The organism is Cytobacillus sp. EB106-05-05-XG126, assembly GCF_058791715.1.
Map to the genome: position 1 here is coordinate 48155 of NZ_JBYTDU010000014.1, position 11410 is coordinate 59564.

Sequence of the window (11410 nt, forward strand, 5' to 3'; positions counted from 1 at the left end):
GTGATACCCCCTATTACTCACACGAAATTCTTAGTCCCTGTTCTTCCAGTTCTGTTAGTTTATAATCCTGACTTGGAAGGTGATCCAGCAGGTTGTGCACCATTGGATAGTAGTCACTGTCCTTAATCAGTGAATAAATAATCCATTGTCCTCTCCTGGCTTCTCTGACCACGCCTGCATCTTTTAACTTCCGAATATGCTGGCTGATGGCAGGCTGGCTCATTTTAAATATCTCCACAAATTCACATACGCAACAATCGTTGTTATCAAGAATTTTCACCATGGTTAATCGCGTTTTATCGCCCAATAATTTTAAGATGGTTGCTGCTTTATCGATCTCAACTGTGGATACTTTCATCCTGTGTTCACCTCCGCCTTTTCAAATATCAATATATAATAATTCACTTATATATGCAATCAAATCCAACTCTTTTAACAAAACCTTTACATTTAATATGTTCCTATTAGGGTTTCTCATAATACTTTTTGTATTTTTTCGTTACCTTTTCCTGTAACATACTTCTTTGAACTTTATTAAGGATGGTAATAACACCAAAGAAAAACAAAGTACAGAAAAGGATAGGAATGATAAGTTGGGCCATTAACTTAACCTCTATTCCACTTATAAATAAGTAAATAGTTATATATTTATAATTTAATGTTGATTTACGTATATCTTGATGTTACTTTAGTAACTGGTTACACCATCATTATATAAGTATATGATTATAAGTCAATGGGTATGAAAGGAGACAAAGATGGATATACAAACAATCTTATTTATGTTTTTTGGAGGTATAGGGATTTTCCTTTTCGGGATTAAGACGATGGGAGATGGTCTCCAAAAAGCAGCAGGAGACCGTTTGCGCGATATTTTAGATCGCTTTACCACCAATCCATTTATGGGAATTTTATCAGGTATTTTTGTAACGATTCTTTTGCAGACAAGCACAGGCACAACTGTTTTGACCATTGGTTTAGTCAGTGCTGGTTTTATGACGCTTCGTCAGGCAATAGGTGTTATTATGGGCGCAAACATCGGAACAACAGTTACAGCATTTATTATTGGTATTAAAATTTCCGAATACGCACTCCCTATTATGTTTGTCGGAGCTATTTTCTTATTTTTCATCAAGACGCGAGCTTCCAAAAATATTGGAGAAGTCATTTTTGGCTTCGGTGCTTTATTTTTAGGATTGGAGCTTATGGGGGATGCTTTAAAGCCACTAAGAGAGGTACAGGCATTTATTGATTTAACCATAAGCATGAGTGAGAATCCCTTTCTTGGTGTTGTAATTGGAACACTCTTTACCGTCGCTGTTCAAAGTTCTTCGGCATCAATCGGTTTGCTTCAAACCTTATTTGGACAAGGTGCGCTTACGCTTGATGGTGCCCTGCCTGTTCTTTTCGGTGATAATATTGGGACAACCATTACAGCAGTTATTGCTTCAATCGGCGCTTCAGTTGCAGCAAGACGCGCAGCTTTAGTTCACGTACTCTTTAATATTTTAGGTACTATTCTAGTCCTAATTTTCTTTATCCCTTACACGTCGCTTGTGGCGTCTTTACAGGAAAAATTATTACTTTCACCTGAAATGACCATTGCATTTGCGCACGGGTTATTTAATGTATTAAACACCATTATCCAATTTCCATTTATCGTGTTTCTTGCATGGATCGTAACAAAATTAATACCAGGACAGGATAGTGTAGTTGAATATAAAGCTAAGCATTTAGATCCTCTTGTTTTATCTAACCCTTCCGTTGCGTTAGGGCAGGCTAAAATGGAATTGCTGCGAATGGGGGAACTTGTCTCAAATGGATTGGATGAAGTGCTCTCTTACCTTAAAACGAATAAAAAGCAGCACGGGGAATTAGTACTCCAATTAGAAGATGCAACGAATAATCTGGACAAGAAAATATCTGATTTCCTTGTTCAGATTGGGTCGAGTGATTTATCTGCTGAGGAATCCGCTAAATACGCCCATTATTACGATACTATTCGTGATTTGGAGCGCGTCGGGGATCACGTTGAGAATATAAAAGAATTAATTGATTACCGCATTGAAAAATCTGTGTCATTCTCAGAAGATGCATATAGTGATTTACAGGAAATGTTCGATTTAACCATTACCACCTTAAATCAGGCAATCAATGCCTTGGATAAAGAGGACTTAGCCCTTGCCCATCAAGTCTTAGCTAATGAAGATAAAATTGATAAAATGGAAAGAATCCTAAGGAAAAAACACATCCTGCGAACACATTCAGGAGCATGCGTTGGTGCTGCCAGCATTGTATTTGTTGACATTATCAGCAATTTAGAACGCATAGGAGACCATGCGGTAAATATTGCTCAAATTCTTACAGGGGAAGAATAAACTAAATGGCGGCTGTTTAGCCGCCACTTTTTTGTGAAAGCAGGTTTATAGAAGTTTTTCCATAGCCATTACATCAACAAATTTCCCATCTAAAACACCTTGGTTTTGAAAAATACCAACTTCCCGAAAACCCATTTTTTTATAAAGCCCTTGCCCTAAACCGTTAACTGGGAAAGTAAATAAAACTAATTTGTGATAGTTATTTTCTCTGGCTTTGTCTTCCAAAGTGGAAAGAAGTTTTGCCCCTACGCCTTTGCCTCTGGCTTCCCTGGAGATATAAACTGATATATCTGCAACCCCATCATATGCACTACGATTATTATATGGATTTAAGGAAGCCCAGCCAATTATGTTTCTTCCCTCTTCTGCAATCACTACACTATATCTATATTGATGCTGCTTGAACCATTCTTTCATATATGAAGAATCTTTTATCTCTGTTTCTAACGTTGCAATCCGATCTTCTATTCCTTGATTATATATAGCCAAAATAGCTTTTAAATCTGACTCCCTGGCTCCCCGAACAACTGCTTCACTTATCATTAAAGTTCCTCCACTCGTGCCGATTAATCATGTTATATACTTTTATATCATACGACCTTTAATAAGCTTTGTTGAACCCTTTATCATAGTCATTGATAAATGTATTTAACCTTTTTGCTAAAACTGACCATATAATAGCTAAAATAAGGAGTGTTACTGCACCACCCCAATATATAAAGTTAAAACCAGCCTCTAACTGTATTAATATGTAACTAAGTGCTGGTCCTAAAGCTGCCCCTACATCTTGGGAGATGGAGTATATGGTAAGGAAAGAAACCACGTTTGCAGTCTTTGCTGTGTCCAGAGCAATCGTGTCCAGAATGGTAGTTAAAATTGTAGCTCCAGCCATCACTAATAGAGTAATGACTATCCATAACCCTAACGGAAGTCTAATAGATATCATTCCAAAGACAATCCCTGCAAAAATTAAGGAAACAATAAAAATTGGCAACCTTCCTCGAGAACCATCAGACCAGTGCCCAACAGTCCTTCCCAGGAAAGGCTCCCAAGCCCATCTAACTGCTTGGATTATGCCTGATAATAACGTTACACTAACAACTACATTCAATATTGAAATATGCTCTCCGTAAAAATGTTCAATCATGGAACTCAGAGTGGATGTTAATATCCCTTGATATAACATAGCAATGAGAAAGCCTGAAACGATAATGGATACTTTATACCCTGTCTTTCCAATGAAAGGCTTACTTTTATTGATTTCACCTTTCTCTTCAGAAGTCTCATTATCCTGAGTTAAATTAGATTTCAAAATTAAAGGAAGACCCAAAAGGGTCAAAAAACCAAATCCAACTGAAACCGTGCTTAAGCCTATGATCGGAACTAACAGACCTCCAATCAGCATACCCACTAAACTTCCTGTTCGGTAGAGTCCATTATATAGCCCCATGGAACTTCCCCGCTTATTGTTATCAGCATATAGGGCAACAACCGATAATCCGCCAATTCGAAAAAATGACCAGGCAATCCCCCATACTGCACGAAGGATTACCCAGGCGATAAAACCCTCGAAAACACCATAACCTATCGTAGTAAATCCGCCTAACAGAACAGCTATTATTAGTCCAGTCTTCAATGAAATACGTTTATACATCCAACCAACCAAAGGATTAAAAGGCAATCTTATGAAGCGATTTATAGAAAGTAGCACACCAACTTGCCAAATTGATTCAAGGCCTGCAGTTTCCCAATAGATAGGCAAGGCAATGTACAGCATGGAATCTCCTAGGAGACTTAAAGCTGTGATTAAGGCGACTATTATAATAGTATTTGAAGACATTTTATCTTTAATAGTCACCATGGTTCATCCTTTCAGAAGATATAATAATTTCTTTAATCATTAGATTGGTTCAATAATTCTTGATAAGCCAAGAGAAATTGTGAGAAGGTTTCCTGACCCATATCATTTTCCTTTAAACGAAACAGCCGTTCGAAGGTTCTTTCTTTAGCTTCCTCAATTGAACATCCAAAAGCATTCATAATTAAATTCATATAAGAAATAAAATATTCCTTTTTGAGCGTTCCGGCATGATTAATAGTCATTTGCATCACCTTTAGATTAGTCTTTAGGGGAGCCGCAGGCTTCCCCTTTAATAATTGTTATTAATTGCAGCAAGAAGACGCAGGTTCATCACAAGAGGAACTTTTACTATTAAGATTGACGCTGCAGACACCTGTTTCTGGTAAATCTAACTCCACTTTTTCAGCAGCTGCCAAGTCACCACTTAAATAAGCCACCACTGATCTAACTTGTTCATATCCTGTCGCCATCAAGAAGGTTGGAGCACGCCCATAGCTTTTTGCACCTACAATATAAAAATCTTTCTCAGGCTGTCTTAATTCCTTTTCTCCATGAGGACGAACAGTACCGCAACTATGAATATTAGGATCGATTAATGGTGCTAAAGCTTCTACACTTTCAGTAGCAGTGTCTATAGAAGTACGAAGTTCATTTACGATTGAAAAATCCGGACGGCTTCCAGTATTAACAATCATTTCGTCGATCCCATCAAGGCTGCTCTGCTTGCCATTTTGGCTGCCTATTAACTCGATTCCCTCTTCTAACTTTTTGACTAATTGGATTCGGAATGGAGTAATGACCTTCACTTGCTGATTATCTACCAGATTGTGAATTCTGCTTCCGAGAAGGCCGCGAGCTTCAAGAGCATCTTTTTCTTCACCGCCATAGGCATCCTCAACTCGCTCCCTTCTCATAATCCATAAAATCTCCGTTTCAGGATAAGATTCTTTCAATTTGGCCAAATCTAATAAAGCGTTTATAGCTGAATGGCCACCTCCAACAACAGCTATTCGTTTATTTGCATAACGTTGCTGTTCCTTCCCTAGAATATCTGGTATTCCATAGAATATTTTATCCTTAAGGGATTTTTCTTCAGTGAGCCATATACCACTTGAGACAGAAGGGTTGGGGTTTCCCCATGTCCCTGTAGCATCTATCACTGCCTTGGCTTCAAATGTTTTGTACTCTGTATTACTTTCAGTATGGATAATGAATGGGGCTTTTTCCCGATTTGATGTTTTCATTTTATCCATATCTTTTCTGCCAATCGATAAAACTTTAGTATTGTGATGAACGAATGGTTTAATTTCAGGTACCATAGCCAATGGCTGCAAATACAGTTCCACCAGCTCCTGCCCAGTCGGCAAACTTTCTAATTCCGGATGAATCCAACCACTGGTATATAATAAGTCCTTAGCAGCTTTATCAACATTGTATTGCCAAGGTGAGAATAAGCGTACATGGCCCCAAGTTAAAATATTTGCACCTATTTGTGAACCAGCTTCTAAAAGGATAAAGGGAATCCTATTTTTTGCTAAATGGGCTGCAGCTGCCAGGCCTACAGGCCCACCTCCTATAACTGCAACAGGTAGCTTACTTGTTTCATTATTTATCGTAATACTTTGAGTTGATAAGCTTACATTTGTACCGCAGCATCCGTTTCCACTAATTAGAATATTATTTGCCTCCTTCGTCATATTAATCTCCTCTTTTCATTTAATTGGATAATTGATAGATCAGTATTAGTATTACTGTATAAATGAATTGTTTTGAGAAAAACAATAAAACAATTGTTTAATCTTTTAATACCTATTATTTTTCAAATGTCGCCGCAGCTTTCTAACGATAAACCGTGAATCGGGACCAACCCCTCTTAATGTTGCAGAAGCAAATGACCGCTGTCCTTCTAGCCCCACATAATATAGTCCTGACACCGAGGTGCTTATCCCAGCGATTTCCATGGGTTTCCCCTCGTTATCGAGGGCACCTAGATCGCTTAAGTAATCAAGGTTAAAACGGAAACCTGTAGCATAAATGACAGTGTCTACCTGTTCTTTTGTTCCGTCTGGCCAAATTACCCCATTGTCATAAAAGGAAATAAACATGGGTTGTTGATTAGGTTTCCCAGATGCCAATCGTTCTTCGTAATTATTAAGATTGGCTACTGAACTCGAAATCGGTGGCTTTTTGCCAAATCGCCAGAAAGGGAATGTATCTATCCCAATAGCCCTTATCCAAAAGTGCAGATCCTGCCCCAAAAATCTTTGTCTTATTAATTGAACCGGCTTTCGTACAGCTAGTGTTGTTTTACTTACCTCTGCCAACTCAATAGCAATCTGCACTGCCGAATTCCTACTTCCCACAACAAGCACTCTATGATTTATAAAAGGGTCCGGATTTCTATAATCTGATGAATGAATAATACGTCCCTGAAAGGTCTCTTGCCCTTTTATAAAAGGAATAAATGGATTATTAAAAGAACCAGTTGCGTTGATAATAGTCCGAGCATGGAATGTCTCACCCGATTCTGTTAGCACCTCAAATACTTGAGCCTTGCTCTTTACGGATACGACCCTTTGATTGGCCATAACAGACAGGTTAAAGTGTTTTTTATAATCCATTAAGTAATCAATTAATTCCATTTTTGAGGGATAATGATTAGGATCTCCAGGGAATTTCATCCCAGGTAATGATGAAAATCTTGCAGGAGAAAATAGTTTGAGGCTGTCATAATATTTAGGCCAGGAACCAGTAGTCTGCTCATTTGCTTCCAAGATTAAATAGTCTAGCCCTTCCTTTTGCAAATAATATCCTGTTGCAAGACCAGCTTGCCCCCCGCCAATAACTATAGCCTCCCAAACGTTACTCATATGAATCCTCCTTTCGTTTATTTGCATTTTGCAAGTATTAGATACAAGGGAATTACCCCTGTATTGGTTTGCAGCATGCACTGGACTTTGCCATTGCGTTATTTAATAAATGAATTGAACGGATAACCGTTTCTCTTTCAAACTCATTCATCTGGGAAAAAACCTCATTTAAAAATGAATTCATTTGTTGATCAATTGTCGCTGCGATATATTTTCCCTCTGTAGTCAGAGAAAGAATACTAATCCGTTTATCATCTGGGTCTGGTGTTTTCTTTACTAAGTTCATTTTCACTAATGATTGTACCTGCCGACTAAAAGTAGTAATATCAGTCCCCAAGGTTTCCGCAATTTGTTGCATAGATGGCTTATGTTGATTATCTATCTCATAAAGAATGTGACTTTGAATGAGGGAAATATCGCATCCACCAACACTGCAGCAATTTTTATTAAGCAAACCAAATCGGCGTGTCATTACTTGAAACATCCCACGAAGATTTTCCAATATTTTCACCTCTTATTCACATTATATGAAAAATATTTGCAATATGCAACTATTTTACAAGAAAATCCGCCTTACATTGTTAAGGAAAGCATGATTTAATGGCAGGAAAATTTCTCTATATCTAAATAAAGCATTAAATCTATGCTTACTTTATAGAAAGCCCAAGGCGTTCGTTTCTTATTTCACAAACCTCCCTCAATAAAAGAAGCGAATACACCCCGTACAATTGCCTTTTAGGATGACGACGCGGTGGTTATGAATCCTATTCCGTAAGAGTATTACATAATAGGTAACAATCGCACGATTAGCCGGGCGTGCGCTCGCGCAGCCGTATTTTTAACCCCCTCCCGGTGAGGAGAAAGTGGTGTATTTGGTCTCTGTGAATAGATTCGGTGTGCTAGTCAGTAGTATGAAAAATAACCCCACCCCTATCACAATCCATTTCATTCCTTTACCCTTTAACATATATAAAGCTGAACAAACGGCTGCAATAATGAGCAAGATGCTTATTGTATGATGACTGCTGCCACTGTTTGGGGACCCAGTTGAACGTAAACACTTTTTGCATCCTTCACCAATAGTATTAGCAGAAGTAAAATGCTGACACCAAGGCCGATGATAGCAATCCTATTACGTTTGATCATTTGATTTAACTCTCCCTTACCTTTGAGAACCTATACGCAGAAAGTATATCATAGTTAAGTTCAAAACATTGCGAGAACTCTTGTATAGGTTTTAAAAGAGGAATATAATGGACATCTAAAATATTTCATTAAATGGAGGACTGTTTTTGAAAGTCATAAAAATCGGATTGGTCGGTATGTTGGCAGCCGGATTGTTGACGGCATGTAATGGAAATGACGGCAAATCGGTTGCGAAAGCGGACGATGTGCCAACCGCGGTTGAAAATGATACTGTTGAATTTTCTCCAGAAGCAAAAGAATGGATTGCTGAAATGGCAGCGGAGTTCAATCGAGCACCGGAGGAAAGTTTTGAAGAACTAGAGCAAGAAGATGTTGGGTTTGTTTATTACACAAAGGCCGAAGATCTCTATAAAAATATGCAACATTATATTGATGACAAAAATGAAAGTTTTGATGAAGACTTTGCCAACTTGCGTATGCTTGCTGCTGGAATCAGTCATAATCAATTTGAACGGTCCGCCCATATCGATGATACGGGGAAAGAAAAGGACAATCTTGAACATGCTGAGGATTGGAAACCGGTGCCGGCAAGTATGGAAACGGCGTATCAATATATGAAACAATTACTCAATGATTTGGACGTCGCAATTAATAAGGACGGCAAAGGGACATCTTTTGGAGTGTCACACTTAACGAATGGCGACAAGGTGAAAGAACTAGAGTCGTTTATAAAACACGACAACTAATACAAAACACCTTTCTTTGGAGAGGTGTTTTCTTTTCGCCGATTAGTCGAATCACTATTTATCTTTGAAACTTACAAAAAAACCGGACAGAGTCTCTGTCCGGTTTTCACCTGTATGATCATAGCGACCGACTGTATGCCTGGTATCCCCCTTCAGACTCAGAAACAACAACACACAGAATGGTGAAATGATTTGTTTTTACGTAAGAGTATTACATAATACGTAATAATCTAAGTGTGTCAGTTCGACCAGATGTTAAAGCATTGGGCTTTGGCCACCTGTTCGATCAACTCCTTATCCTCCCTTCGATCCGGTACCGTTATCCAAAATCAAAACTTGGGAAAAAATACAAAGATATATCGAGTACGTTGAAAGCGGGCAATACAAAGAAAGAAAAGAGTTATTCGAAAAAAGGTTAGTGATTAACCCTTAAATAAAAAAGCCGAGATAAAAGTCTCAGACTTTTTCAATGCTTATCTCATTGTCACCAAATCTTATGAAGTCTTCCTCATCGCTGCTAAAAATGTTAAAGGGATCCTCTGATTTATTCTTGAACGAATTGTAATCCTCGACGTTTAGGAAAATATTCAATGATTCATTGTTCTCGGTTTCAATTGAGGTTCTTTCGCAATTGTTTTCTTTATCGAGCATAAATGAATAATGCTTCACGCTGCCCAGGTTAAGCTCTAACTTAACATCTTTATAGCAAACAAAGGTTAGCGTATTCCCTGACTTATTTAACTTTAGTTTCTTTGAATTGGAGTAAAAAGTGGAGCTTTCAGTTTTTAATTCAAGGAATATCTCCTTATCCTTTAAGGTTTTCAAACATTCATACACTCTATCAGCAAATTTGGGCATAGTGACCCCTCCCTTTGTAAAACAATATTCACCAGGGAAAGGCTTCATTCCCTTTCCATCCCAAACCACCAGTTACTTTTTATTTTCATATTCATTTCTCTTTTTAAGGTATTCTCCTCCCCTCCTAAATAGTCAAGACGATTTTTTCACTTCACTCACCCTTTAGTGAATAAAAAAATCCACATCAAAAGGGAACTTTGATTATCGGTTGCACCTACAAGCGTTAATTCATAAAATAAGCGTTAATCCTTCTTAACGTTAAATATGATATAATTAAAATAATGCCCAATCCCTTATATACCAAGGATTTGGACACTTTTTTAAAAGGTTTATAAAATGCGTTAATTTGTATTATACGAACATTTATTCCATTATTTTACATCCGTTGAATTAACATAATTCACTCTTTTTTACGTTTCCCTTTTGGGATTGTTATCATGCGTTCCGGTCAATGAATGTCCTCTTTTTTCATGACAACTAAAAGGCACACAGCCCTGGCATAATATAATAATGAGTAGGTTATACTCTAGAAAATCCAAAGGAATGTCTCAATTTTGAAGACATTCCTTTTTCTAACTAGAAATATTTGGTTCCCTTCTTAAATAAAAGCACCCGTTTGTTTAAGTACATTTCTTCACAAACTTATTACAGGGATGCTGACCCTTTTCTTGAATAAGAAAGAGCCACCTGGTTTTGGCAGCTCTATTTTTTCATCATCAATTAATTTTTCAAATAATGTATACCTGCCTCACTATCTTTTACGAAAACCTTCATAATCCCGATCACTTTTTCATTCACTAATACCTCTAATTCCCACATACCCGATTCCGGAAAAGTAATTGAAGTTGAGGCTATTGATGTTGGAGTAAATTCATTCTTTTTTGCTGCTTTGAATGAATTATTATCATTTAAGGGCAATGGTTTATATTTTTTAGGTAAATCTTTTATCGATTTTTCTTTATTAATAATTTTTCCTTTGGATACAAAGTCTTGTCCCGTCTCTTGATTCTTCCCTTTTATCTTTAGGTTTCCCGTAAGCTGCTGGTTATCGGATGTCCAAAATAGCCAATCCAATTGATTGTCTTTCCCTTTTATCAGCGGTATTTCCAAAAAACCAAACTTACCTCTTTCTCCTCTAACCTCATAAAGCATCAGTACATCTTTTACTTTTTCATTTATTGTAAAAGTAGGTGTCTGCTCTGATGGATTACCAGGAGGAATTTTAGTAGAGTTGCTTTTTTTGGCATCTTCTTCATAAGTTGGCTCTTTAGCTTTTACATATTTTGCATTATTTTCTTCAAACGAACAACCAGTAAGCAGCAGTAAGCAAATTCCTAAAAAATAAAATGACCTCATATTTACTCCTTTCATTCAGGTGCTTTATATATAAATAGACGTTTAACCCCCATCTTCGTTTCAACTTTATGTAAAAAAAGTGAATATATACAATTTCCTCTTCACCTATACTGCCCCTTTCGTATTATAAGGTCACCAGATATTTCTGGTTGACCATTTTTTATTTGGTCTTATTATATCAGTAGCCAGGGTAGA

The 11410-nt window shown here is 37.4% G+C and carries 12 protein-coding genes; 2 read left to right on the forward strand and 10 right to left on the reverse strand.

Annotated features, from left to right (window positions below; translation table 11 throughout):
- Nucleotides 1-13: 13 nt before the first annotated feature.
- Nucleotides 14-358 (reverse strand): ArsR/SmtB family transcription factor, encoded by a 345-nt coding sequence (locus AC3WTL_RS21880; protein WP_492370034.1) that lies wholly within the window; start codon nucleotides 356-358, stop codon nucleotides 14-16.
- 400 nt (nucleotides 359-758) lie between these two features.
- Here AC3WTL_RS21880 and AC3WTL_RS21885 point away from each other — a divergent pair, with 400 nt between their 5' ends.
- Nucleotides 759-2378 (forward strand): Na/Pi cotransporter family protein, encoded by a 1620-nt coding sequence (locus AC3WTL_RS21885; protein WP_492370035.1) that lies wholly within the window; start codon nucleotides 759-761, stop codon nucleotides 2376-2378.
- Nucleotides 2379-2423: 45 nt separating this feature from the next.
- Here the strand turns inward: AC3WTL_RS21885 and AC3WTL_RS21890 are convergent, their stop codons facing one another.
- The 7 genes from AC3WTL_RS21890 to AC3WTL_RS21920 all read right to left on the reverse strand — a co-directional run bounded on the left by AC3WTL_RS21890 (nucleotide 2424) and on the right by AC3WTL_RS21920 (nucleotide 8255).
- The gene (locus AC3WTL_RS21890; RefSeq protein ID WP_492370036.1) at nucleotides 2424-2921 is read right to left on the reverse strand and encodes an arsinothricin resistance N-acetyltransferase ArsN1 family A; all 498 of its coding nucleotides are present in this window, start codon (nucleotides 2919-2921) and stop codon (nucleotides 2424-2426) included.
- A gap of 58 nt (nucleotides 2922-2979) precedes the next feature.
- Nucleotides 2980-4239, reverse strand: a complete 1260-nt coding sequence (locus tag AC3WTL_RS21895) for an MFS transporter (protein WP_492370037.1) — start codon at nucleotides 4237-4239, stop codon at nucleotides 2980-2982.
- A gap of 32 nt (nucleotides 4240-4271) precedes the next feature.
- A complete protein-coding gene (locus AC3WTL_RS21900; protein WP_263600282.1) occupies nucleotides 4272-4481 on the reverse strand; it encodes a hypothetical protein in 210 nt (69 codons plus the stop codon).
- Nucleotides 4482-4541: 60 nt separating this feature from the next.
- Nucleotides 4542-5936, reverse strand: coding sequence for an NAD(P)-binding domain-containing protein (locus tag AC3WTL_RS21905; RefSeq protein WP_492370038.1), 1395 nt, complete (start codon nucleotides 5934-5936; stop codon nucleotides 4542-4544).
- A 105-nt stretch (nucleotides 5937-6041) separates the two neighbouring features.
- Complete coding sequence (locus tag AC3WTL_RS21910) at nucleotides 6042-7109, reverse strand: NAD(P)-binding domain-containing protein (protein WP_492370039.1); 1068 nt, start codon at nucleotides 7107-7109, stop codon at nucleotides 6042-6044.
- A gap of 52 nt (nucleotides 7110-7161) precedes the next feature.
- Nucleotides 7162-7611 (reverse strand): MarR family winged helix-turn-helix transcriptional regulator, encoded by a 450-nt coding sequence (locus AC3WTL_RS21915; protein ID WP_492370040.1) that lies wholly within the window; start codon nucleotides 7609-7611, stop codon nucleotides 7162-7164.
- 506 nt (nucleotides 7612-8117) lie between these two features.
- Nucleotides 8118-8255, reverse strand: a complete 138-nt coding sequence (locus AC3WTL_RS21920; RefSeq protein WP_492370041.1) for a hypothetical protein — start codon at nucleotides 8253-8255, stop codon at nucleotides 8118-8120.
- Nucleotides 8256-8401: 146 nt separating this feature from the next.
- Here AC3WTL_RS21920 and AC3WTL_RS21925 point away from each other — a divergent pair, with 146 nt between their 5' ends.
- On the forward strand, nucleotides 8402-9001 hold the full coding sequence (locus AC3WTL_RS21925) for a hypothetical protein (RefSeq protein WP_492370042.1): 600 nt from the start codon (nucleotides 8402-8404) through the stop codon (nucleotides 8999-9001).
- Nucleotides 9002-9457: 456 nt separating this feature from the next.
- On the opposite strand, the gene AC3WTL_RS21930 is transcribed toward AC3WTL_RS21925, so the two are convergent.
- Together AC3WTL_RS21930 and AC3WTL_RS21935 are read right to left on the reverse strand one after the other, a co-directional pair.
- The gene (locus AC3WTL_RS21930) at nucleotides 9458-9859 is read right to left on the reverse strand and encodes a hypothetical protein (protein ID WP_492370043.1); all 402 of its coding nucleotides are present in this window, start codon (nucleotides 9857-9859) and stop codon (nucleotides 9458-9460) included.
- Nucleotides 9860-10579: 720 nt separating this feature from the next.
- The gene (locus AC3WTL_RS21935) at nucleotides 10580-11215 is read right to left on the reverse strand and encodes a DUF4871 domain-containing protein (RefSeq protein ID WP_492370044.1); all 636 of its coding nucleotides are present in this window, start codon (nucleotides 11213-11215) and stop codon (nucleotides 10580-10582) included.
- Nucleotides 11216-11410 lie beyond the last annotated feature (195 nt).

What these genes read in the sequence shown, in the direction of transcription:
- AC3WTL_RS21895 (WP_492370037.1), bottom strand. Translation starts at nt 4,239, where the DNA reads ATGGTGACTATTAAAGATAAAATGTCTTCAAATACTATTATAATAGTC.
- AC3WTL_RS21935 (WP_492370044.1), bottom strand. Translation starts at nt 11,215, where the DNA reads ATGAGGTCATTTTATTTTTTAGGAATTTGCTTACTGCTGCTTACTGGT.
- AC3WTL_RS21880 (WP_492370034.1), bottom strand. Translation starts at nt 358, where the DNA reads ATGAAAGTATCCACAGTTGAGATCGATAAAGCAGCAACCATCTTAAAA.
- AC3WTL_RS21900 (WP_263600282.1), bottom strand. Translation starts at nt 4,481, where the DNA reads ATGACTATTAATCATGCCGGAACGCTCAAAAAGGAATATTTTATTTCT.
- AC3WTL_RS21920 (WP_492370041.1), bottom strand. Translation starts at nt 8,255, where the DNA reads ATGATCAAACGTAATAGGATTGCTATCATCGGCCTTGGTGTCAGCATT.
- AC3WTL_RS21885 (WP_492370035.1), top strand. Translation starts at nt 759, where the DNA reads ATGGATATACAAACAATCTTATTTATGTTTTTTGGAGGTATAGGGATT.
- AC3WTL_RS21905 (WP_492370038.1), bottom strand. Translation starts at nt 5,936, where the DNA reads ATGACGAAGGAGGCAAATAATATTCTAATTAGTGGAAACGGATGCTGC.
- AC3WTL_RS21910 (WP_492370039.1), bottom strand. Translation starts at nt 7,109, where the DNA reads ATGAGTAACGTTTGGGAGGCTATAGTTATTGGCGGGGGGCAAGCTGGT.
- AC3WTL_RS21930 (WP_492370043.1), bottom strand. Translation starts at nt 9,859, where the DNA reads ATGCCCAAATTTGCTGATAGAGTGTATGAATGTTTGAAAACCTTAAAG.
- AC3WTL_RS21890 (WP_492370036.1), bottom strand. Translation starts at nt 2,921, where the DNA reads ATGATAAGTGAAGCAGTTGTTCGGGGAGCCAGGGAGTCAGATTTAAAA.